22 protein-coding genes are annotated in these 21,928 nt (G+C 50.5%); 13 read left to right on the top strand and 9 right to left on the bottom strand.

Features of this window, described 5'->3' with window-relative positions:
• Window positions 1–22 precede the first annotated feature (22 nt).
• Both OGY08_RS19725 and yebS read right to left on the bottom strand, forming a co-directional pair.
• Window positions 23–2,656: a PqiB family protein gene (locus OGY08_RS19725; protein ID WP_020996622.1), complete on the bottom strand. Its 2,634-nt coding sequence runs from the start codon at window positions 2,654–2,656 to the stop codon at window positions 23–25.
• Entirely contained in the window at window positions 2,625–3,908 is a 1,284-nt protein-coding gene (gene yebS / locus OGY08_RS19720; protein ID WP_008785036.1) for a membrane integrity lipid transport subunit YebS, read from the bottom strand. The genes OGY08_RS19725 and yebS overlap by 32 nt, the downstream gene beginning before the upstream one ends.
• Window positions 3,909–4,036: 128 nt before the next feature.
• Between yebS and msrC the strand changes: the two genes are divergently transcribed.
• The 4 genes from msrC to htpX all read left to right on the top strand — a co-directional run bounded on the left by msrC (window position 4,037) and on the right by htpX (window position 8,459).
• Window positions 4,037–4,534: a free L-methionine (R)-S-oxide reductase MsrC gene (gene msrC / locus OGY08_RS19715; protein ID WP_003833782.1), complete on the top strand. Its 498-nt coding sequence runs from the start codon at window positions 4,037–4,039 to the stop codon at window positions 4,532–4,534.
• 96 nt (window positions 4,535–4,630) lie between these two features.
• Window positions 4,631–5,317 carry an RNA chaperone ProQ gene (gene proQ, locus OGY08_RS19710; protein ID WP_003833781.1) on the top strand — a complete coding sequence of 229 codons (687 nt, stop codon included), beginning with the start codon at window positions 4,631–4,633 and terminating at the stop codon, window positions 5,315–5,317.
• 19 nt (window positions 5,318–5,336) lie between these two features.
• Entirely contained in the window at window positions 5,337–7,385 is a 2,049-nt protein-coding gene (gene prc / locus OGY08_RS19705) for a carboxy terminal-processing peptidase (protein ID WP_048235216.1), read from the top strand.
• Between the two features lie 192 nt (window positions 7,386–7,577).
• Window positions 7,578–8,459: a protease HtpX gene (gene htpX, locus OGY08_RS19700; RefSeq protein ID WP_003034964.1), complete on the top strand. Its 882-nt coding sequence runs from the start codon at window positions 7,578–7,580 to the stop codon at window positions 8,457–8,459.
• A 47-nt stretch (window positions 8,460–8,506) separates the two neighbouring features.
• On the opposite strand, the gene OGY08_RS19695 is transcribed toward htpX, so the two are convergent.
• Window positions 8,507–9,880 carry an MFS transporter gene (locus tag OGY08_RS19695; RefSeq protein WP_219013475.1) on the bottom strand — a complete coding sequence of 458 codons (1,374 nt, stop codon included), beginning with the start codon at window positions 9,878–9,880 and terminating at the stop codon, window positions 8,507–8,509.
• A 174-nt stretch (window positions 9,881–10,054) separates the two neighbouring features.
• Here OGY08_RS19695 and kdgR point away from each other — a divergent pair, with 174 nt between their 5' ends.
• Window positions 10,055–10,846 carry a DNA-binding transcriptional regulator KdgR gene (gene kdgR, locus OGY08_RS19690; RefSeq protein WP_003833778.1) on the top strand — a complete coding sequence of 264 codons (792 nt, stop codon included), beginning with the start codon at window positions 10,055–10,057 and terminating at the stop codon, window positions 10,844–10,846.
• A 114-nt stretch (window positions 10,847–10,960) separates the two neighbouring features.
• On the opposite strand, the gene OGY08_RS19685 is transcribed toward kdgR, so the two are convergent.
• Window positions 10,961–11,200, bottom strand: coding sequence for a YobH family protein (locus OGY08_RS19685; protein ID WP_003034975.1), 240 nt, complete (start codon window positions 11,198–11,200; stop codon window positions 10,961–10,963).
• Between the two features lie 164 nt (window positions 11,201–11,364).
• Here OGY08_RS19685 and mgrB point away from each other — a divergent pair, with 164 nt between their 5' ends.
• The 6 genes from mgrB to rlmA all read left to right on the top strand — a co-directional run bounded on the left by mgrB (window position 11,365) and on the right by rlmA (window position 15,707).
• Window positions 11,365–11,508 (top strand): PhoP/PhoQ regulatory lipoprotein MgrB, encoded by a 144-nt coding sequence (gene mgrB, locus OGY08_RS19680; protein WP_003034977.1) that lies wholly within the window; start codon window positions 11,365–11,367, stop codon window positions 11,506–11,508.
• Window positions 11,509–11,582: 74 nt separating this feature from the next.
• Window positions 11,583–11,867, top strand: coding sequence for a YebO family protein (locus OGY08_RS19675; RefSeq protein WP_003833774.1), 285 nt, complete (start codon window positions 11,583–11,585; stop codon window positions 11,865–11,867).
• A 636-nt stretch (window positions 11,868–12,503) separates the two neighbouring features.
• Complete coding sequence (locus OGY08_RS19670; RefSeq protein ID WP_003034983.1) at window positions 12,504–12,647, top strand: DUF2627 domain-containing protein; 144 nt, start codon at window positions 12,504–12,506, stop codon at window positions 12,645–12,647.
• Window positions 12,648–12,659: 12 nt separating this feature from the next.
• A complete protein-coding gene (cspE, locus tag OGY08_RS19665; RefSeq protein WP_001062678.1) occupies window positions 12,660–12,869 on the top strand; it encodes a transcription antiterminator/RNA stability regulator CspE in 210 nt (69 codons plus the stop codon).
• A 219-nt stretch (window positions 12,870–13,088) separates the two neighbouring features.
• Entirely contained in the window at window positions 13,089–14,834 is a 1,746-nt protein-coding gene (ftsI2, locus tag OGY08_RS19660) for a peptidoglycan DD-transpeptidase FtsI2/PBP3(PARA) (RefSeq protein ID WP_003833773.1), read from the top strand.
• A gap of 63 nt (window positions 14,835–14,897) precedes the next feature.
• Window positions 14,898–15,707, top strand: coding sequence for a 23S rRNA (guanine(745)-N(1))-methyltransferase (gene rlmA / locus OGY08_RS19655; protein ID WP_008785031.1), 810 nt, complete (start codon window positions 14,898–14,900; stop codon window positions 15,705–15,707).
• On the opposite strand, the gene mntP is transcribed toward rlmA, so the two are convergent.
• From mntP to manX, 5 genes are all read right to left on the bottom strand, one after another.
• On the bottom strand, window positions 15,704–16,270 hold the full coding sequence (mntP, locus tag OGY08_RS19650) for a manganese efflux pump MntP (RefSeq protein ID WP_020996621.1): 567 nt from the start codon (window positions 16,268–16,270) through the stop codon (window positions 15,704–15,706). The two genes, rlmA and mntP, sit on opposite strands and share 4 nt — an antisense overlap.
• Window positions 16,271–16,703: 433 nt before the next feature.
• Window positions 16,704–17,162: a DUF986 family protein gene (locus OGY08_RS19645; protein ID WP_125362607.1), complete on the bottom strand. Its 459-nt coding sequence runs from the start codon at window positions 17,160–17,162 to the stop codon at window positions 16,704–16,706.
• A 60-nt stretch (window positions 17,163–17,222) separates the two neighbouring features.
• Window positions 17,223–18,074: a PTS mannose transporter subunit IID gene (locus OGY08_RS19640; RefSeq protein ID WP_003833769.1), complete on the bottom strand. Its 852-nt coding sequence runs from the start codon at window positions 18,072–18,074 to the stop codon at window positions 17,223–17,225.
• Between the two features lie 12 nt (window positions 18,075–18,086).
• Window positions 18,087–18,887 (bottom strand): PTS mannose/fructose/sorbose transporter subunit IIC, encoded by an 801-nt coding sequence (locus tag OGY08_RS19635; RefSeq protein ID WP_003021004.1) that lies wholly within the window; start codon window positions 18,885–18,887, stop codon window positions 18,087–18,089.
• 58 nt (window positions 18,888–18,945) lie between these two features.
• Window positions 18,946–19,908 (bottom strand): PTS mannose transporter subunit IIAB, encoded by a 963-nt coding sequence (gene manX, locus OGY08_RS19630; protein WP_003833768.1) that lies wholly within the window; start codon window positions 19,906–19,908, stop codon window positions 18,946–18,948.
• A gap of 262 nt (window positions 19,909–20,170) precedes the next feature.
• Between manX and OGY08_RS25350 the strand changes: the two genes are divergently transcribed.
• On the top strand, window positions 20,171–20,380 hold the full coding sequence (locus OGY08_RS25350; protein ID WP_008785027.1) for a protein YoaL: 210 nt from the start codon (window positions 20,171–20,173) through the stop codon (window positions 20,378–20,380).
• Window positions 20,368–21,927: a CNNM family cation transport protein YoaE gene (yoaE, locus tag OGY08_RS19625; protein WP_008785026.1), complete on the top strand. Its 1,560-nt coding sequence runs from the start codon at window positions 20,368–20,370 to the stop codon at window positions 21,925–21,927. Before OGY08_RS25350 ends, yoaE begins: the two co-directional genes overlap by 13 nt.
• The last annotated feature ends 1 nt before the right edge of the window (window position 21,928 follow it).

The following is a 21,928-nucleotide window of genomic DNA, read 5'->3' as shown; positions in this document are numbered from 1 at the left end:
TACGCCGGAGCAAGTGGAGAGGTTAACGTGGCAGGGCGGTTCCCCATTCACGCCACTCTTTAGGTTCACTTTCCAGCAACAGGAAGTGTTTACCTGCCTGCGCTTTCGGAGCCAACGGTGTACCCGGTGGAGTCGCGAAGGCGATGCCGCCGCGGATGAACTGATTGAAGGTACCGGTCTTCACGACACCGCCGGTCAGGCCGAAGTCGAGATTGTAGCCGGATGCCAGCCAGAACACGGAGTTGTTGCGTACCAGATGCTGATAGCGTTGGCTAATGCGCATGGCAACCATCACACGATCGGAAAGCGAGCCCAGCGTCAGCCCGGTGACGGTCCCCACTTCAATACCTCTGAACAAAACCGGGGTTCCGATATTCAGCGAACCTGCTTCTGGTGCTTCAACCACAATACTCAGACCATCGAGGTAACGAGAGTCGGTAATGGTGGCTTCCTGCAGCTCAAAATCACGGCGCGGATTACCGCGTCCTGGTTCAACGTTGATATACGGCTGCAGGATTGTATCCAGATGCTCCACGCCCGCGGCTGAGATTTGCGGGGTGATCACGGAGAAACGGGTACCGCTTCGCGCAAAGGTTTGTACGTATTCCGGGTACAGAACCGCTTTTGCCTGAACTTCGTTACGGGCGGTGATCAGCTCAAGCGTCTGGATCTGTCCGATATCGATTCCCAGGTAGCGAATCGGCATGCCTGCAGCGAGTTTACCGGCATCGAACGCATGCAGCGTTATCTGGCCGCCGACCGCACGCGCGGCGGTTTCCGAAGCATACAGAATACGCTTGTCCCCTTTACGTTGGCTGGCGCTGGCACCGCTTAAATTATCGAAGCTAATCGCCCCTTTAAGCGCGCGTGAAAGGGGAGATGCCTGTACGGTTAATCCGCTGCCGTTAAGCTGAACTTTTGCTCCGCCTTCGGCCCAGAACACGCTGTTGCTGGTCAACAGGTTGCGATATTCCGGTTTGATATGCAGATCGATATCAAACGCATCGGCGCGAGGACGAACGCTAATCACTTCACCGACCTCGAATTTGCGGTAAAGCACCACCGAGCCGGCCTGCACATCAGGCAGCGTTTCGGCGCTCAGGCTGACCGTGGTGGTTGGCAGATCGCTCAGACTGTTTTCAATCGCTTTCTCCAGGTTAGCGTAAAGCGGGTAGCTTTTTTTCATTTCACCCTTAGTACCGGGCAAAATACGAATGCCGCCGCTGAGCCACTCACTGGCGCTTGCGCCAAGGAACTCCACGCCATCAAGTCCGACTTTGACATCCACGCGGCTGTTCACCACGAACTTACTGTCACCCTGCACCAGGTCACGATGCTGTGGTTCAACAGCAACGGTAAATGAGACGCCTTTGCTGGAAAGCGTACGCTCAATCACCTGACCGACCTGTACGCCGTGAAGAATTAGCGGCTGGCCAGCATCAATACCGTAACTCTCCGGCGCGGTCAGCGTAAACGTCATGACGCCTGGGTCGTGTAACAACGACTTCTCAGCGGGAATAACGACGAACTGGTTACGCGGCTCGCCTTTGCCAGGTACCAGCTCGAAAGTTTTACCTGTCAGCAGCGAACTGAGATTCACATCGCTTAACGATAATTTAGGGCTGTGTAACTCAATGCGTGTGTTGTCACGCAGCAGCGTTACGACGCTGGGATCGACCGTCATTTCGCCGGTGACTTTACCGCCTGGGTTTAAATCCAGTTTTGTGAGCTGACCGACTTCTAATCCTTGATACATCAGCGATGTTGAGCCTGCTTTGAGTCCATCTCCGCTGGGTAAATCAAGCTTGACGATTACTCCACGCTGGCTGTGCGCGAGATCCTGATATAGACCAAACGTGTCGTCTGCCGCAGCAGGTTTTGAGTCTTCGGGTGAATCAAAAGCAATGGCACCGTTGACCAGCGCCGCCAGACTCTCCAGTTTTACCTTCGCACCGCTAAGGCTGACATCCGCATTTACACCGGAGACGTTCCAGAAGCGGCTGCCTTTTTTCACCAGATTGGTGAAGCGACGTTCAATCAATACATCGATGGTTACGCCCTGATTGTTCGGGTTGATGGTGTAGTCATAGACCCTGCCCACCGGAATCTTACGGAAATAAACCAGTGAACCGCTATTAAGCGATCCGAGATCAGGGGCGCGCAGATGCAGCATTAAATCGCCATTATCCAGACGATACTTGGGCTGGGTGTCGAGGGCGACGAAATGATCCTCGGCCTCGCCAGTACCGGGCATCATGCCGATATAGTTGCCACCAACCAACGCATCCAGACCAGAAACCCCAGCCAGCGACGCCTTCGGTGTGACCAGCCAGAACTGGGTATCTTTGCGCAGAGCATCTTTCATGCTCGATTTGATGCTGACGCGGACTTCAATTTTGCGCAAATCTTTGCTGAGGTTGATATCCTGTACCGTGCCCACTTCAACGCCCTGATAACGAACGGGAGTACGGCCTGGCACAATGCCGTCCGCAGACATAAAGTCGATGGTCACGGTATTGCCGCGATCTTCATAGCTTCCCCAGATAAGCCATCCTGCGATCATCAGCGCGATGAACGGCAGCAGCCAGAACGGGGAGATACGGCGTTTTGTTTTAATCTGCGCTTCAGTCTGCGAAGCGGGCGTTTCCTGACTCATGTGCATCCCAAAGTAAGCGGCTGTCCAGCCATTCCACAGCAAGAATAGTCAATATTACCGCTGCGCCGAAATAAAACGCAGCCGGTCCCATAGTAAAAGCAAGTATCTGATCGCGATTTATCAGCGACATGGTTAACGCGATAACAAAGAGATCCAGCATCGACCAGCGGCCAATCCAGGTCACCATACGCAGTAGTTTTATACGGGTGCGCAACCCTTGTTCACAATTAAAGTGGATGCTGAATAGCAACGTAAACATCACAATCACTTTGGTGAATGGCACTAATATACTGGCGATAAACACGATCGCCGCTACGCCGACATTACTGTTTGCCAAAGACATTATGCCTGACAGGATTGTGTCTTCCTGTCGGCCGCCGTTGACATAAATTATCGAGATGGGCAGCAGGTTAGCGGGCAAAAGCAGGACAATCGAGGCCAGCAGTGCCGCCCAACACTTTTGGATACTTTGATTTCTGCGCCAGCGCAACGGGATATGGCAGCGAGGGCAGCGACCGCGGGCGTCCGGATAACCTGTAAAATGGCAGCCGAGGCAGACGCGGAGCTTATCATCGGGCCGACGAGCCGGTCTTTGCGGGTAGAAACGGTCCCAAAGCTGCTCAACGTTAAGGTGCGACAGCGTCAAAATACTCAGGATCACCAGCGCAATAAAAGCAAACAGCCCCACGCCAGGCTGCAAAAAAGCATAGTCCTGAACCTTGATTGATGCGACGCCGATACCCACCAGGTAAATATCGAGCATCACCCACTCTTTGAGCCTTTCCAGCATCAGCAGCACCGGGCGCAGGTTCATCCCGAGAATATTACCAAACCACAGATAAGCGATTGAGGTCACGAGAATTAGTGGCGCACCAGCGACGCAAAAAAGCACGAAGGAGGCGGTGAGGGGATCACCTTGTCGGGTCATTTGCCAGATGCCTTGCATCACATTGGCATCAATGCGCACACCTAATAAATAGATGTGCAGGAGTGGCTCTCCCCAGGCAAAGGGCATCAGCAGCAACATGGTGAAAGCCATTGCCGCCAGTCGCGTTAACGACCAGTCGCGTCCGTCACGAATTTTTGCCTGGCAGCGTGGGCAAAAGGCACTTTGGTGCGAACGCATTTTAGGCAAGCTAAATATCAGGTCACATTCAGGGCAGCGATGATAATGTGCACGAGGTAGTGCCTCACCGATGGACCTGATGGCTATTTTTTTAGTTGGCGTGATGCGTGGTGTCGTTAAGGCCATGTATCGCGAATCAAATTGTTGAAGTAATGTTATCTTAACTCATGACGGGAATGATCTTGAGCATTAACGCATTTAATGTTTATTTTAGTAGGCTGCAGTTTTAAGTAAGACAACTAAGTGATTATATAATGAACAAAATAGAGCTATACACGGATCTGAACCGTGATTTTCAGGCATTGATGGCAGGTGAAACCAGTTTTCTGGCAACGCTGGCGAATACCAGCGCATTGTTGTACGAGCGTCTTGCAGAAGTGAATTGGGCCGGTTTTTACCTGCTTGAGGACGATACGCTGGTGCTTGGTCCCTTCCAGGGCAAAATTGCCTGCGTGCGGATCCCGGTAGGACGCGGTGTGTGCGGTACCGCAGTGGCGCAAAACCAGGTTCAGCGTATTGAGGACGTACATGCTTTTGATGGGCACATCGCCTGTGATGCCGCCAGCAACGCTGAAATCGTCCTGCCGATCGCTGTCGACAATCAGATAATCGGCGTGCTGGATATTGATAGCACGGCATTTGGCCGCTTTACTGAAGAAGATGAACAAGGTCTGCGTACGCTTGTGGCACAGCTTGAAACCGTGCTTGCAACGACGGATTACAAAAAATTCTTTGCGCGCGTCGCAGGATAATCAACGGATAACGTAGCAATTACTGATGACGTCATTATAATGTCGCCTGTTCATGCCTGCGCTTGTTGGCTACGTCCGTTGTAATCAGGAAATTTCATGGAAAATCAACCTAAGTTGAATAGCAGTAAAGAAGTCATCGCGTTTCTGGCCGAACGCTTCCCGCAGTGTTTTAGTGCGGAAGGCGAAGCGCGCCCACTGAAAATTGGCATTTTTCAGGATCTGGTAGAGCGTGTTGAGGGTGAAATGAACCTCAGCAAGACGCAGCTCCGTTCTGCCTTACGTCTCTATACTTCAAGCTGGCGCTATCTGTATGGCGTTAAATTGGGCGCAACGCGTGTTGATCTCGACGGCAACCCTTGTGGTGAGCTGGATGAACAACATGTTGAACATGCTCGCAAACAGCTGGAAGAAGCTAAAGCCCGTGTTCAGGCGCAACGCGCAGAGCAACAGGCGAAAAAACGCGAAGCGGCCGCTGCCGCCGGTGAAAAAGAAGACGCCCCGCGTCGCGAGCGTAAGCCGCGTCCTGCACCGCGTCGTAAAGAAGGTGCTGAGCGTAAACCTCGCGCTGAAAAACCAGCAGCAAAAGCACCGCGTGCTCCTCGCGAAGAACAGCATACCCCGGTATCTGATATTTCAGTACTGACGGTAGGGCAGTCTCTGAAGGTGAAAGCAGGAAATAATGCGATGGATGCCACCGTATTAGAAATCACCAAAGATGGCGTCCGTGTACAGCTGAATTCGGGTATGTCTTTGATTGTACGCGCAGAACACCTGGTGTTCTGAAACGGAGGCCAGGCCTGGCATGAACACTTTTTTTAGGCTTACTGCGTTAGCTGGTCTGCTTGCATTAGCAGGCCAGGCACTTGCTGTGGAAGACATCACGCGTGCCGATCAAATCCCCGTTTTAAAGGAAGAAACCCAGCATGCGACGGTAAGCGAACGTGTGACGTCGCGTTTTACGCGATCACACTATCGCCAGTTCGATCTGGATCAGGCGTTTTCGGCAAAAATTTTTGACCGCTATTTGAATTTGCTCGACTACAGCCACAACGTGCTGCTGGCGAGCGATATCGAACAGTATGCAAAAAAGAAAACGGTCCTCGGCGATGAACTGCGCACCGGCAAGCTGGATGTCTTTTACGATCTCTATAATCTGGCGCAAAAACGCCGATTTGAACGTTATCAGTACGCATTAAGCGTACTGGCACGTCCAATGGATTTCACCGGTAACGACACCTTTAACCTCGACCGAAGCAAAGCGCCGTGGCCGAAGAGCGAAGCAGAGCTTAATGCGCTGTGGGACGGCAAGGTTAAATTTGACGAACTCAGCCTGAAGCTGACCGGTAAAACCGATGCGGAAATCCGCGAAACGCTGACGCGCCGCTACAAATTTGCGATTCGCCGTCTGGCGCAGACCAACAGCGAAGATGTGTTCTCACTGGCGATGACAGCGTTCGCCCGTGAAATCGACCCGCATACTAACTATCTCTCTCCGCGCAATACCGAGCAGTTCAATACTGAAATGAGCTTGTCTTTGGAAGGTATTGGCGCGGTTCTGCAGATGGATGATGACTACACCGTCATTAACTCCATGGTGGCAGGTGGTCCGGCAGCCAAGAGCAAAGCGATCAGTGTTGGCGATCGTATTGTCGGCGTCGGGCAGACGGGCAAGGGCATGGTCGATGTGATTGGCTGGCGTCTGGATGATGTCGTAGCACTGATCAAAGGACCTAAAGGCAGCAAGGTGCGCCTTGAAATTCTGCCTGCCGGTAAAGGTACCAAGACGCGCACCGTGACGCTAACGCGTGAACGTATCCGTCTCGAAGACCGTGCCGTTAAAATGTCCGTGAAAACCGTTGGCAAAGAAAAAGTCGGCGTACTGGATATTCCTGGTTTCTATGTTGGCCTGACTGATGATGTCAAAGTCCAACTGCAGAAACTGGAAAAACAGAACGTCAGCAGCATCATCATCGATCTGCGTACCAACGGCGGTGGAGCACTGACTGAAGCGGTTTCGCTTTCCGGTCTGTTCATTCCATCCGGCCCGGTGGTTCAGGTTCGTGACAATAACGGTAAAGTGCGTGAAGACAGCGATACCGACGGCGTTGTGTACTACAAAGGCCCGCTGGTGGTATTGGTCGATCGCTTCAGCGCCTCAGCATCAGAGATTTTCGCTGCGGCAATGCAGGATTATGGCCGAGCGCTGATCGTTGGTGAACCAACCTTCGGTAAAGGCACAGTTCAGCAGTATCGCTCCCTAAACCGTATTTACGATCAGATGCTGCGTCCGGAATGGCCAGCGCTGGGTTCTGTTCAGTACACGATCCAGAAATTCTACCGCGTAAACGGTGGCAGCACGCAGCGTAAGGGTGTTACGCCAGATATCATCATGCCGACAGGTAATGAAGAAACTGAAACCGGCGAGAAGTTTGAAGATAACGCGCTGCCGTGGGACAGCATTGATGCGGCGACCTACACCAAGTCAGATAATCTGACGCCGTTCGGACCTGAATTGCTGAAAGAGCACAATGCACGTATTGCGAACGATCCTGAGTTCCAGTACATCATGAAGGACATTGCGCGTTTCAATGCGATGAAGGATAAGCGCAACATCGCTTCTCTGAATTACGCTCAGCGTGAAAAAGAGAATAACGAAGATGACGCAATGCGTCTGGCGCGTATTAACGATCGGTTCAAGCGTGAAGGCAAACCGCTGCTGAAGAAACTGGACGATCTACCGAAGGATTACCAGGAACCGGATCCATACCTGGATGAAACGGTAAAAATCGCGCTCGACCTGGCGCATCTTGAAAAAGAAAAGCCAGCGGAACAGCCCGCAACCAGTCAATAACCTCGAACAGGCACAAGAAATTGTGCCTGTTTTTTTAACAAGTGCATGAAGACGTCAGTCTGATACGATAAAATGTAAAGTTGTGTCTTTCTGGTGACTTAGCACCTATGGATGCTTGAAAATAGTCATAAGACCCATACGATATGGGTAATCGCATAGTGCGTTTTGTTAAATTGAGGTTAAAAGAAAATTATGATGCGAATCGCGCTCTTCCTGCTGACGAACCTGGCTGTGATGGTCGTTTTCGGGCTGGTATTGAGCCTGACAGGGATTCAGTCAAGCAGCGTTCAAGGCTTGTTGATCATGGCACTGCTGTTTGGTTTTGGTGGTTCCTTCATTTCGCTGCTGATGTCCAAATGGATGGCGTTAAAGTCCGTTGGCGGGGAAGTGATCGAACAGCCTCGCAATGAAAGAGAACGCTGGCTGATGAATACAGTCGCGAATCAGGCCCGCCAGGCCGGGATCGCTATGCCGCAGGTTGCAATCTACCATGCGCCAGATATTAACGCGTTTGCTACCGGTGCTCGCCGGGATGCCTCGCTGGTGGCTGTAAGTACTGGCCTGTTGCAAAACATGAGCCCGGATGAAGCCGAAGCGGTTATCGCACATGAGATCAGCCACATTGCTAATGGCGATATGGTTACCATGACGTTAATTCAGGGTGTGGTGAACACTTTCGTTATCTTTATCTCACGTATTCTGGCGCAGATTGCCGCTGGGTTTATGGGAGGCAACCGCGATGAGGGAGAGGGTAGCAACGGTAACCCGTTAATCTACTTTGCGGTAGCGACGGTACTGGAGCTGGTATTTGGTATTCTGGCGAGCATTATTACGATGTGGTTCTCACGTCATCGTGAATTCCATGCGGATGCAGGCTCAGCGAAACTGGTGGGTCGTGAAAAAATGATCGCCGCGCTACAGCGCCTAAAAACCAGCTATGAGCCGCAGGAAGCGACCAGCATGATGGCGTTCTGCATCAACGGTAAATCCAAATCGTTGAGTGAGCTGTTTATGACTCACCCGCCGTTGGACAAACGTATTGAAGCGCTGCGCAGCGGTGAATACCTGAAATAATTGGCAGCAGACTTAAAATAAAAAGCGCGTCGACAGACGCGCTTTTTTTATGCCTGAACTCGCGGTTGTGTGATACGTAAGCCACTCACGATTGCGGCTAGCGAAGCCAGAATACCCGCTGTTATCAGCGAAACGTGTGTTCCGCTGTCGCCAAACTGATTTAGCATCAGCGCAACCAGTGCGGCCCCGGTACTCTGGCCCAGTAAACGCGCCGTTCCAAGCATACCGCTCGCGCCTCCGCTACGATCACGCGGTGCGGAGGTGATGATGGTGTGATTATTCGGTGACTGGAACAAGCCAAAACCCGCACCGCACAAAATCATTGGCCAGATGATATTAAAATCAGAAGGTGATGCGGGCAGCAACACCAGAGAAAACAGCCCACACGCCATTACTGCCATGCCCAGCGCGCCCAGCAGACCCGCATGAACACGTTCAATCAAATATCCCGCCAGTGGGGCCATCACCATGGTTGCCAGCGGCCACGGCGTCAGCAGCAGGCCCGTTTCAACCTCGCTGCGCCCGAGAACCGTTTGCATGAAAAAGGGCAGGGAAACCATTGCCAGCATTTGCGCGCTGAATGAACAGATTGAGGTACAAATAGAGAGTGAAAACAGCGGAATGCGTAGCAGATCAACCGGTAATAACGGCACTGGCAATGCGAGTTGGCGGCGGATAAAGAAAAACCCTACCACAAGAAGACCCACAAGTTCAGCACCAATCAGTTTTAGCGACTGTCCCTGTGCAAATCCGCTGAGTGCCGTGATTAACAAACCGAATGTTAAGGCGTTCATCACTGCGCTGGGCAGATCGAAGCGCGGTTTATTGCCACGTGATGAATTGGGTGGCAAAAAACGCATAGCCAGTAGCAGGGCGATGATCCCCAGTGGAACGTTAATCAGGAATAGCCATTTCCACGAGGCAATAGAAAGAATAGCCGCCGCAATAGTCGGACCCGCTGCCGAGGATACAGCCACGATAAAGGAGTTAATACCCATTCCGCGGCCAAGCTGGCGCTGAGGATAAATGAGTCGGATCAATGCCGTATTAACGCTCATCAGCGCCGCGCCGCCAAGCCCCTGAGCCACGCGCGCTAACGTCAGCATATGCAGCGAGTCTGACAAGGCACAAAATAGCGACGCGAACAGAAACACGACCAGACCACACTTATAAATGCGTCGGTAGCCAAACATATCACCTAAAAAAGAGAGCGATAACAGCGAAACAACGATCGCAATTTGGTAGGCGTTCACAATCCAGATTGAGCTGGCGGGTGAGGCCTGAAGATCGGTGGCGATAGTGGGGAGGGCAACGTTCGCTATTGCGCCGTCGAGTACTGCCATAGAGATGCCAATAACAATGGTTAAAATTGCGCCGTATCGCTGAGGCAATGGCAGACCATCGGTCTGAGTTTTTTCCATAGGAAGTCAATATTGTCGGAATTTATGATGAGAATAATAATTTTAGCATTGATATTCAGGCGTTAGGTCGCAGATTTGTAACTAAGTAAGCAAAGAGCGATTGCGAGGGCTGATACGTGAAATTATAATAAAAACCGGTTCTGATTTTTATAAAACACTCGAAAGGGGTGATAAATGGCAATCGCAGATCTGGATAAACAACCTGATTCTGTATCTTCCGTGCTGAAGGTTTTTGGCATCCTGCAGGCGCTGGGTGAAGAGCGCGAAATTGGTATTACCGAGTTGTCGCAACGCGTCATGATGTCGAAAAGCACCGTTTATCGCTTTTTGCAGACCATGAAAACGCTGGGCTATGTGGCACAAGAAGGGGAGTCTGAGAAATACTCACTGACCCTGAAACTATTCGAGCTGGGTGCTCGCGCGTTACAAAACGTCGATCTTATCCGTAGCGCTGATATTCAGATGCGCGAACTTTCGCGCCTGACCAAAGAGACAGTACACCTTGGCGCACTGGATGAAGACAGCATCGTCTACATTCATAAAATCGACTCCATGTACAATCTGCGCATGTATTCTCGCGTAGGTCGCCGTAATCCACTGTACAGCACGGCTATCGGTAAAGTTCTGCTGGCATGGCGTGACCGCGATGAAGTGAAGCAAATTCTGGATGGTATTGAGTACAAACGCAGTACCGACCGTACTATTACCAATACTGATGAATTGCTGGTACTGCTGGATAAAGTCCGTGAGCAGGGCTACGGTGAAGACAACGAAGAACAGGAAGAAGGTCTGCGCTGCATCGGTGTGCCGGTGTTTGACCGTTTCGGTGTGGTGATTGCAGGCTTGAGTATTTCATTCCCGACGCTGCGTTTCTCAGAGGAACGTTTGCACGAGTATGTGGCGATGCTGCATACGGCTGCGCGTAAAATTTCAGAACAAATGGGTTATAACGACTATCCGTTCTAATCTGGCGTAATAGCGTCAACTTAAAAACCCCAGGTATTTTTGTATCTGGGGTTTTTTATGAACAGTCATAACGTTAGTTGGTGCAAATAACGTAGCGTATGTATTGTTGCTATATTAACCGTTATCAATAATGACCGTACTTTTTCTTAGCAAAGGGCAATCCGACAGGCCAATGATACCGCTGTTTGTGTGGACGTATTGTGCGGTGCTGGTTCCGCGGGCGGTCAGATATTGGCATTGTAAGCCCAGACCCGCTGCATTCTCCTTACTTCCAATCAAAATTCCGTAGCCGCTCAGTAATAAACCGATCCAAACCAGAGCTAACAACACAATAGCGCGGATTATCAGACGCATTACAACCTCTTATCTTTTCTCGTTATTATTAGATTAGCCTGTACATGGGATGAAACAAGTGAATCATTCCTAAAAAGATTGAATGCCGATACAGTTAACGCTGGGTTTAGGTAACGCATGATAATTTATAGACATAAGATGTAGATTCGAAGAGTGGAGCTGGAGTGAAAAAAATTCGCTGGGTAGTGCTGATAGTTGTCGTGCTGGTATGCATACTGATGTGGGCGCAAGTGTTCAACATCATGTGCGATCAGGATGTACAATTTTTCAGCGGTATTTGTGCCATCAATAAATTTATTCCCTGGTAAGCGCATTTTTGCCACAGTTGATTACCTTCTTGTGCGGCAGTGGTAAACTACGCTGTCTACATTGAGGTGGTGAAATGAACGAAGTTTTGAATTCTGGCGCGTTGAGTTTGGCGTCTTTGGCTGTATCGGTGGTGATTCTGGTTGTCGGGCTTGTACTGTGGTTTTTCGTCAATCGGGCAAGTTCGCGTACTAATGAGCAGATTGAGCTGCTTGAAGCATTGTTAGATCAGCAAAAAAGACAGAACGCATTGCTCCGTCGCCTTTGCGAAGCTAACGAACCTGAAAAAGCAGCAGAGCCTGCTGCGGTCACAGCGAAGGATGAAGATGATGACATCATCCGCCTGGTAGCTGAGCGGTAAAAACGGTATGACAGGGTGAGGATCTGTTGCTTTTGTTCTCAGATGTTTCATCCTGTCACCAACGTGCCAGATTATTTTCTTCTGTATATGTCGTGTAATTAGCACTCTGATACGCGTGTAAACTCAGTATTTTCAGATGCTCCAACCAATTAATATCTTATCCCCGGTCTGATATAAATATAATTTCCCATACGATAAAAATATGATTATGTCATTTTTGTGATAGCGATCGTTTTATTAACAGCGAAACGTTTCTCTTACTTTTTTTGTGCATTGTCATCATTCTTTCATTATTTTGGTGCAAAAGCAGAAGGCGGATCTCATTTTTACGCTTGTGACATTTTATGCATTACTAAGCATAAAAAATGATATCCGGCACACCCTGTAACAGCTAATCTGGAACAACCGAAGCTATTGAGCTATGGTAGAAATGTCCCGGCTATGGTGCAAGCCAGGCGGGGGATGGGGCGAGCGGCGGGAATATAACACTACTCGGTGTGGCGCATAACTGTGCAGTTGCTGTTTGATGAACGACGGGATTTGTGCGACCGATCGAGACACGTTTAAAAATGGCTTGCCATTATTAACGTTGTATGTGATAACACGTTTTGGGTTAAACGAGGTACAGTTCTGTTTATGTGTGGCATTTTCAGTAAAGAAGTCCTGAGTAAACACGTTGACGTTGAATACCGCTTCTCTGCCGAACCTTATATTAGTGCCTCAAGCAGTAATGTCTCAGTTTTATCTATGTTATGCCTGCGGGCGAAGAAAATACTCTAAGGAATTTTGCAAATGGCAAAGATTAAAGGTCAAGTTAAGTGGTTCAACGAGTCTAAAGGTTTTGGTTTCATTACTCCGGCTGATGGCAGCAAAGACGTGTTCGTACACTTCTCCGCTATCCAGGGTAACGGCTTCAAAACTCTGGCTGAAGGCCAGAACGTTGAGTTCGAAATTCAGGACGGCCAGAAAGGTCCGGCTGCTGTTAACGTAACAGCTATCTGATCGACACCACTGATTTGAAGCGCAAATGCGCAACCATCTCAGATATAAAGCCTCGCCTATGCGGGGCTTTTTAATTCAAAATACGTCTAAATATTTCTAAATGCCCTTCCATTAGCGCTTTGTTGCAAAGGCGTGATGTTCGTAGCATAGTTTTCCCCGCTTTCTTACGACATTTCTCGTTAAATCAGACACCTGAAAAACTATCTTGCTGGAGACCAGGTGAAAAAGAAAAACGACGGCGACGCGCGCAATTTTACTCCCGTACGTTTTGCCCTGCTTTGTGTGGCAATATTATTGAGTCTGGGATTGCTGCTGGGTCGGGTTGCGTGGCTGCAAATTGTCACGCCGACGAGTCTGGTGAAACAGGAAGACATGCGTTCGTTACGTGAGGTAACTATTGCCTCGCCGCGCGGGATGATTACCGACAGAGAAGGGCGACCGCTGGCGGTAAGTGTTCCGGTTAACGCCGTATGGGCCGATCCTAAGACCATCATCAGCAAGGGAGGCGTGGGTTACAACGAACGCTGGCAGGCTCTGGCAAGGACTCTGCATTTGTCACTGAGTACGCTGGCGGAACGCGTTAACAGTAATCCTGGCGGACGTTTTATTTATCTGGCACGACAAATTTCCCCTCAGCAGGCTGAGTGGGTCGATGATCTTAATCTCCCGGGCATCAACCTGCGCGAGGAATCCCGCCGGTTCTATCCCGCAGGCCACGTAGCGGCGAATCTCATTGGTTTTACCAACATTGATGGACAAGGCATTGAAGGGCTGGAAAAGAGCTTTAATAACCAGCTGATGGGTAAACCTGGCTCCCGTCTGGTACGTAAAGACAAATTTGGCCATGTCATCGAAAATATCACCGAAGTTACGCCTGTACCTGCACACGAATTACAGCTCAGCATCGACGAGCGTCTGCAGACGGTCACCGAAGATGCGTTGGACAATGCCGTTACGTGGAATAAAGCAGAATCAGGAGCCGCAGTGCTGGTCAACATTGCTACCGGTGAAATACTGTCCATGGCGAGCTTTCCTGACTTCAACCCCAATAATCGTGATGGCGCGGTACTGGATGATTTTCGTAACCGTGCAATTAGCGATACGTTTGAACCCGGTTCAACCGTTAAACCGCTGGTGATTATGACTGCACTCCAGCAGGGGATAGTACAACCCGACAGCGTGATTGATACCCATCCTTTTTACCTTGATGGGCATCGTATTCGCGACGTCGGATTTTACCCGGAACTGTCGCTGACCGGAATTTTGCAGAAATCGAGCGATACCGGCGTGTCGCACCTTTCATTGGCTATGCCTGTCCAAAAATTGCTGGATACCTATAAAAGCTTTGGTTTTGGCGATCCAACCGGACTGGGATTAACCGGTGAAAGCAGCGGTTTGATGCCTCAGCGCCGCTACTGGAGCGATTTGGATCGCGCGACCTTTGCATTTGGTTATGGGTTAATGGTAACGCCGCTGCAGTTGGCGCACGTATATGCAACCATTGGTAGTTTTGGTATCTATCGGCCCCTTTCGATTACCCGTATTGACCCGCCGGTAATCGGTACCAGAGTGATGCCGGAGGCGCTGGTTCACCAGGTTGAACATATGATGGAAAGCGTTGCGTTACCCGGTGGTGGGGGAACTAAAGCCGCGGTCAGGGATTATCGCGTGGCGGTTAAAACAGGAACGGCAAAGAAAATTGGTGATGACGGTAAGTATGTCGATAAATACGTGGCCTACACGGCAGGCGTTGCGCCAGCGAGCGACCCGAAATTTGCACTGGTGGTCGTCATCAATAATCCGCAAAACGGTGCTTATTATGGTGGGGCTGTCTCTGCGCCTGTCTTCAGCCAGATAATGGGTGATGTCCTGCGTCTGGAGAACGTTAAACCGGATGGTATGCCTGCTGACTCCGATCATCTGCTGGTGATGCACGGCAGCAACGTATCCTCGCCGTCGTTGTAAGTTATTTTCCCAGGGCGCAATTCGCGTTACACTTGCGCCCTTAAGTCACCTGCCGGAGTTGTCATGTCGTTTTCCTGTCCTCTTTGCCACCAGCCTCTTACTCAAGCGAATAACAGTTTTGTCTGCCCCGGGCGGCACCAGTTTGACGTGGCGAAAGAAGGGTATGTCAACTTACTGCCGGTTCAGCATAAACGATCGCGCGATCCGGGTGACAGCGCTGAGATGATGCAGGCGCGACGGGCATTTCTTGATGCCGGGCACTATCAACCGTTGCGTGATGCGATTGTGAATGTGCTGAAAGAGAAGTCGACTTCAGAAGATGCAGCGATCCTGGATATTGGCTGTGGGGAAGGGTATTACACCCATGCGTTTGCCGACGCGCTGACGGGTTGTACAACCTTTGGTCTTGACGTCTCCAAAGTGGCAATTAAAGCTGCAGCCAGACGCTATCCGCAGGTGACCTTTTGCGTTGCCTCCAGCCATCGTCTGCCGTTCGCAGATGAGTCAATGGATGCCATCATCAGGATCTACGCGCCCTGTAAAGCGCAAGAGCTGGCACGCGTGGTTAAACCGGGGGGATGGGTTATCACCGCCACGCCGGGACCGCGTCATTTAATGGAACTGAAAGGGCTTATTTATGATGAGGTGCGTTTGCATGCGCCGCACACAGAGCAACTGGACGGTTTTGTTCTGCAACAGAGTATTGCGCTGGGGTATCAGATGCAGCTTCAGGGCAGCGAGGCCGTTGCGTTACTGCAAATGACGCCGTTCGCCTGGCGGGCAAAGCCGGAGGTGTGGGAAACGTTAGCGGAGAAAAAGACGTTTGACTGCCAGACCGACTTTAGTATTCATGTCTGGCAGCGTCTGAATTAACCGTGGAAGTGTGCCCAGAGGATCTGGGCACCGATACCAATCAGCACCACCCCACCCAAAATTTCTGCTCGTTTGCCCAGCATCGGGCCAATGAAACGACCAATCATCATGCCGAGCGTGGACATAATCAATGTGGCGCAGCCGATGGCCAGCGCAGTGGCAATAATATTGACCTGCAGGAAAGCCAGACCCACCCCGACGGCCATTGCGTCGAGACTGGTGGCAATGGCGGTGGTAACCAGCAGCCAGAAACCATGACGGCGCTGCGGTTCTTCATCCTCATCACCGTTATCGCGAAAACCTTCGATTATCATTCGCCCGCCTAAAAAGATCAGCAGAATGAAGGCGATCCAATGATTCCACTCCAGCACGAATTTGCTGGCCAACATACCCATGCCCCAGCCAATCAGCGGCGTAAGTGTTTCAACTGCGCCGAATATCAGACCTGTGCGCAATGCTTCAGAAAATTTGGGTTTATGCAGTGTGGCGCCTTTGCCAATTGATGCAGCGAAAGCATCCATCGACATGCCGAAAGCGAGAAGAACGGTAGCGGTGAGATTCATAACAGCGTCCTGACCGGGGTATCCATAAAACACATCACTGCCCCCAGTAACCATGCATACAGGCCGGAATCACTGTAAATACAGCGCCATTCAGATATGCATTGCAGTTGATGTGCCTATGGTCTCGCCTGACTGAACCTGTAAATTCAGTCCGTACGCGCCACGTTTTTCAACGAGTATGTTGACACGTACATTTCCGGAGTCTGGAAATCGGCTACTCCCCAACGACGGGCGCAACCTTAACATATTCTGAGAATATAAAACAAGAAACGCAGAAATAATATTTGACTTCTAATTGAAAACGATTTTCATTTAGATTTATTTATAAATAAAACGTTAAAATAAATAACATTGTGGACAGTTAAATATAGCCTTGGCTATGTTTGTTTTTATACTGATATATAAAAAACATAGTTCAGGCTATGTTTGTAACCTATTGATTTGAAATTAAAATTTTATATATCTTCTCAAGATCGTCTATATTTCGTACGCGGATCAACAATCTTCGATGTTCTAATTGCATCACTAATACACCGTCTTCAGATAAATTCATCTCTTTAATGCGGTTATATTCAATCCAGACGTTGGCGAAGAAAAAACCTTTCTGCTTGAAGATGATTTTTGGCGTACGGATCCAGAACAGATACAACCCCATCAATACCAGTGCACATAATAACCATGTGGTAAATTGCGCGCCGTGGCTGGTGATGTTGTTGTAGATAAGAATAGCTACCAAGCCAAGGAAGATAACGCTGTCGACTCTGCTGCGGGGAAGCAGGGCGACAGTAAGCAGAGTAGGGCCATTACGGCGGGGCATGATGAACTGATCGTAAATGGCATACGCCAGCAGCGAAAAGATAAATAGAACCAGCACCAGGTCCGTGATAGTCATGAATCCTCAACCCTCTAAATAGAAAAACCGGGGGCAAGCCCCCGGTGATGTACAACAGTCTTACAGGCCGAGCAGTCCGACAGCGTAGCCCGCGATACCGATGACGAAGAAGCCAACGATGATCCACAGCGGGTTCACTTTCTTACGCAGCAGCCACATACAGGCGAATGTCAGCAGCAGAGGAACCAGACCCGGCATCAGCTGGTCAAGGATAGTCTGCACGGTGGTAACACGAGTCTGACCATCCTGACCGGTGATAGTGGAAACCACCAGCGGGATGTTTACGTGCGTCCACTTGTTAACCAATGCCCCCATGACAAACAGGCCGAGGATTGACGCCCCCTCGGTCAGTTTCTGCAGGAAGCCGCCGCCCATATCTTTAACGATATCGACACCTTTACGGTAGCCATATGCCACACCGTAATAACGGGTTGCCAGACGAACCAGGTTAAACAGGATGAAGAACAGCAGTGGCCCAAGCAGGCTGCCGCTCATCGCGATACCTGCGCCGAGTGCGGCGAAGACCGGACGTACGGTACCCCAGAAGATCGGGTCACCGACGCCTGCCAGCGGACCCATCAGACCAACTTTGATACCGTTGATGGCACCATCGTCAATCTCTGCGCCGTTTGCACGCTGTTCTTCCATTGCCAGCGTAACGCCCAGTACTGGAGCCGCTACGTACGGATGGGTGTTAAAGAATTCCAGGTGACGCTTAATCGCTTGCTTACGTGCATCGTTGTTTTCCGGGTACAAGCGGCGGATAGCCGGTACCATGGAGAAACAGAAACCCAGCGCCTGCATACGTTCGAAGTTCCATGAACCCTGAAACAGGTTAGAACGAATGAACACGCCACGAATGTCACTCGGAGTGAGTTTTTTCTCGGTGGTAGTTTTAGTCATATCAACCATTTCGCTCACCTGCTAGTCCAGTTCGTTATCGAGATCGTTATTGCCAGCCGCCGCAGCAGGTGCACCGGCTACGCGGTTATATTTCGGGCTCAGCTGAATGTAGAGGATGGCCATGACTGCGCCAATCACACCCAGAGCAACCAGGTTGAAGTTAGTAAATGCCGCGGTGACGAAGCCGAGGTAGAAGAATGGCATCAGATAGCCTGCGCGCATCATGTTGATGACCATCGCATAACCAACCACTACGATCATACCGCCTGCGATGTTCAGACCACCGGTTACGACTTCCGGAATGGCGTTAAGCATGCTCTGAACTTCACTGGTACCAACAGAAATCGCTACGATTACCGCCGGGATAGCGATACGCATAGCCTGCAGAAACAGCGAGGATACGTGCAGCCAGGAGAGCGCAGTCAGGTTACCGTTTTCGGCTGCCTTATCCGCTGCGTGCTGGAATGCTACGGTGATTGTACGAACGATAATGGTCAGTACCTGGCCTGCTGCTGCCAGTGGGATAGCCAGCGCGATACCGGCACCAATGCTTTGATGACCCGCGATAACCAGAACGGTAGAGATAATTGAGGCCAGTGCGGCATCTGGTGCAACCGCAGCACCGATGTTCATCCAGCCCAGGGCGATCATTTCCAAGGTACCACCGATGATAATACCGGTTTTCATATCCCCAAGAACGGCACCAATCAGCGTACAGGCCACCAACGGACGGTGGAACTGAAATTCATCGAGTACCGACTCCATACCCGCGATACATGCGACGATGAACACCAGCACAATCTGAAGAGTGGTAATCTCCATTGTACTTCTCCTATTGCTATACAGACTTAAGTGTGAAAACTAAGTAAATGCCAGGGAATTATTTCACCTTGGCAATCAAATCCATCATTTTCAGTTTCTGATCGGTAGAAACCTTACGGGCCTCAAGCTCAATACCGCGTTCGTTGAGTTTCTTGAAGGCTTCGATGTCTTTGTCATCGACAGAAATTGCGTTGTTTACCTGCGTTTTACCCTGACGGAAAGCCATACCGCCAATGTTCACGGAGGTAATTTTCACACCACCTTCAACGATACGTTCTACGTCGGTTGGGTTGGTGAACAACAGCATCACACGCTCACCTGCATATTTCGGGTTGTTGTAGACGCGGATCATTTTCGCGACATCAACCACATGCGCCGTCACACCCGGAGGTGCTACCTGAGTCAGCAGCGTTTTACGCACGGTATCGGCGGCAACTTCATCACTGACGACGATAATGCGCGTTACGTTGGTTTCTTTGGTCCAGCGAGTTGCCACCTGACCATGGATTAAGCGGTCATCAATACGCGCCAGGCCGATCTGCATATAATCGTTCGGACCCATCGGTTTCGCGGGGGTTGCTGCTTTCGGTGCCGCGACAGGGGCAGGAGCGGCTTTTTCCACCGGTTTTGCTTTCAGCGCTTTCACGCCTTCGCTACCGGTTTCAACGGCCAGTGCCACTAACTCATCAAAGCTTGGGTTGTCATCACGCGCCATGAAGGTCTCAACCAGCATGGGAATGTTCACACCGGCGATTACTTCGTAATGCTCTTTATCGACGACAATGCGGCTCGCAGCGTTAAACGGGCTGCCTCCCCATGTGTCAACGAGAAACAGCACGCCTTTACTGGTATCGAGTTTTGCCAACTGAGCGTTGTACTTTTCGATCAGCGTTTCAGCATTTTCGCCTGGAACGAAATCGATCCAGCCGACGTTTTCCTGCTCGCCTAACAGCATCTCTGCCGTCTTAAGTAACTGCTCTGCAGCCCAACCATGTGTGCCTATTACAATAGCAATGGTCACTTGCTACCTCCTTTATTATCGTTAACACATCAACGTGAAGATGTATTTGAATCGTCGTCCGCAATCGAATCGATTCAGATAAGGGTTACAAAGAAAAACCTATGATTTTCGTGAATTATTTTAGATATCGAAAAAAATATTTTATGTGATGAAGATCCGTAATTTAACTTCCGATAAAAAGAAATTTCGAAGGGTAAAATATCTCCGAAACAACTTATTGCAAAGGAAGGTAAATCTTTGCTAAAAACAGCTTCTCTCTGTTATGTTTAGCATCTGTTTAATTACTCAGGAGTATAGGGCAGTAGCCCACCATATGGATCGTCACCGACGTCATTTCACCTTCAGGCCGTATCAAGCCTGTCAGATTGGCACTTTTTGCCACAAATTTTCTCTGCATATCGCTTTAACGCCTGAGATCCTCAGCGCGCAGTTTGGTCATTCCTTAAGCAGGAGCTTGTCATGGAATTATTAATGGACCCGCAGATTTGGGTGGGTTTGCTCACGCTTGTCGTTCTCGAAATTGTTCTGGGTATTGATAACCTGGTCTTCATTGCGATCCTGGCTGATAAGCTGCCGCCGAAACAGCGTGATAAAGCGCGTTTAATCGGTTTGTCACTGGCACTGATTATGCGTCTGGGCTTGTTGTCCGTGATTTCGTGGATGGTGACGCTGACAAAGCCGCTGTTCACGGTAATGGACTATGCGTTCTCGGGGCGCGATCTGATTATGCTGCTGGGAGGTATTTTCCTCTTGTTCAAGGCTACGACTGAGCTGCATGAGCGGCTGGAAAACCGTGAACATGATACCGGCCAGACGAAAGGGTATGCGAGCTTTTGGGTTGTCGTAACGCAGATTGTCATCCTCGATGCGGTGTTCTCGCTGGATGCCGTGATTACGGCGGTCGGCATGGTCAACCATCTGCCAGTGATGATGGCGGCAGTAGTGATTGCCATGGCCGTGATGCTGCTGGCCTCTAAGCCGCTGACACGATTTGTGAACCAACACCCGACGGTGGTGGTGCTGTGTCTGAGCTTCCTGTTGATGATTGGTCTGAGCCTGGTTGCCGAAGGGTTTGGCTTCCATATTCCGAAAGGTTATCTGTATGCGGCGATTGGTTTCTCGATCATCATCGAGTTGTTTAACCAGATTGCCCGTCGTAACTTTATTCGCCACCAGTCGACGCTGCCGCTGCGTGCACGTACTGCCGATGCAATCCTGCGTCTGATGGGCGGTAAACGCCAGGCCAGCGTGCAGATGGAATCCGATAACCCGGTGCCGGTTCCTGTCCCGGAAGGCGCGTTTGTGGAAGAAGAACGCTATATGATCAACGGCGTCCTCTCCCTGGCGTCGCGTTCGTTACGCGGCATTATGACGCCTCGTGGTGAAATCAGCTGGGTTGATGCCGACCTGAGCGTGGCAGAAATTCGCGAGCAGTTGCTCTCATCACCTCACAGCCTGTTCCCGGTGTGTCGTGGCGAACTGGATGAAATCATCGGTATCGTGCGTGCTAAAGAGCTGCTGGTGGCGCTGGAAGACGGTGTGGATGTGGCGGCGATTGCCTCTGCTTCTCCGGCTATTGTTGTTCCGGAGACGCTGGACCCGATCAATCTGTTAGGCGTACTGCGTCGTGCCCGCGGTAGCTTCGTTATCGTCACTAACGAGTTTGGCGTAGTACAGGGTCTGGTCACGCCGCTGGACGTATTAGAAGCCATTGCCGGTGAATTCCCGGATGCCGATGAAACACCTGAAATTATTGCTGATGCAGGTGGTTGGTTGGTCAAAGGCGGTACCGATCTGCATGCGTTGCAACAGGCGCTGGACGTGGATACGTTAGTGAATGAAGACGAAGACATCGCCACGGTGGCAGGTTTAGTCATTGCGGCTAACGGCCATATTCCACGTGTCGGTGATGTTATCGAGGTTGCACCGCTGAGTATTACGATTGTCGAAGCGAATGACTATCGTGTGGATTTAGTTCGCATTGTTAAAGAACAACCCGCTCACGACGAAGATGAGTAAC

Source organism: Citrobacter sp. Cpo069 (genome assembly GCF_030332785.1).
In the GTDB taxonomy this organism is placed as follows: Bacteria; Pseudomonadota; Gammaproteobacteria; order Enterobacterales; family Enterobacteriaceae; genus Citrobacter; species Citrobacter portucalensis.
This window is presented reverse-complemented; position numbering and strand designations above follow the sequence as displayed.

Bases quoted from the DNA above. Each gene is read 5' to 3' on its own strand.
- yebS (WP_008785036.1), bottom strand. From the start codon at position 3,908: ATGGCCTTAACGACACCACGCATCACGCCAACTAAAAAAATAGCCATC.
- OGY08_RS19640 (WP_003833769.1), bottom strand. From the start codon at position 18,074: ATGGTTGATATGACTAAAACTACCACCGAGAAAAAACTCACTCCGAGT.
- yoaE (WP_008785026.1), top strand. From the start codon at position 20,368: ATGGAATTATTAATGGACCCGCAGATTTGGGTGGGTTTGCTCACGCTT.
- htpX (WP_003034964.1), top strand. From the start codon at position 7,578: ATGATGCGAATCGCGCTCTTCCTGCTGACGAACCTGGCTGTGATGGTC.
- mntP (WP_020996621.1), bottom strand. From the start codon at position 16,270: ATGAATCTCACCGCTACCGTTCTTCTCGCTTTCGGCATGTCGATGGAT.
- OGY08_RS19695 (WP_219013475.1), bottom strand. From the start codon at position 9,880: ATGGAAAAAACTCAGACCGATGGTCTGCCATTGCCTCAGCGATACGGC.
- OGY08_RS19670 (WP_003034983.1), top strand. From the start codon at position 12,504: ATGTGTGGCATTTTCAGTAAAGAAGTCCTGAGTAAACACGTTGACGTT.
- OGY08_RS19725 (WP_020996622.1), bottom strand. From the start codon at position 2,656: ATGAGTCAGGAAACGCCCGCTTCGCAGACTGAAGCGCAGATTAAAACA.
- prc (WP_048235216.1), top strand. From the start codon at position 5,337: ATGAACACTTTTTTTAGGCTTACTGCGTTAGCTGGTCTGCTTGCATTA.
- OGY08_RS19675 (WP_003833774.1), top strand. From the start codon at position 11,583: ATGAACGAAGTTTTGAATTCTGGCGCGTTGAGTTTGGCGTCTTTGGCT.
- proQ (WP_003833781.1), top strand. From the start codon at position 4,631: ATGGAAAATCAACCTAAGTTGAATAGCAGTAAAGAAGTCATCGCGTTT.
- OGY08_RS19685 (WP_003034975.1), bottom strand. From the start codon at position 11,200: ATGCGTCTGATAATCCGCGCTATTGTGTTGTTAGCTCTGGTTTGGATC.
- OGY08_RS25350 (WP_008785027.1), top strand. From the start codon at position 20,171: ATGTTTAGCATCTGTTTAATTACTCAGGAGTATAGGGCAGTAGCCCAC.
- msrC (WP_003833782.1), top strand. From the start codon at position 4,037: ATGAACAAAATAGAGCTATACACGGATCTGAACCGTGATTTTCAGGCA.
- OGY08_RS19635 (WP_003021004.1), bottom strand. From the start codon at position 18,887: ATGGAGATTACCACTCTTCAGATTGTGCTGGTGTTCATCGTCGCATGT.
- kdgR (WP_003833778.1), top strand. From the start codon at position 10,055: ATGGCAATCGCAGATCTGGATAAACAACCTGATTCTGTATCTTCCGTG.
- rlmA (WP_008785031.1), top strand. From the start codon at position 14,898: ATGTCGTTTTCCTGTCCTCTTTGCCACCAGCCTCTTACTCAAGCGAAT.
- OGY08_RS19645 (WP_125362607.1), bottom strand. From the start codon at position 17,162: ATGACTATCACGGACCTGGTGCTGGTTCTATTTATCTTTTCGCTGCTG.
- cspE (WP_001062678.1), top strand. From the start codon at position 12,660: ATGGCAAAGATTAAAGGTCAAGTTAAGTGGTTCAACGAGTCTAAAGGT.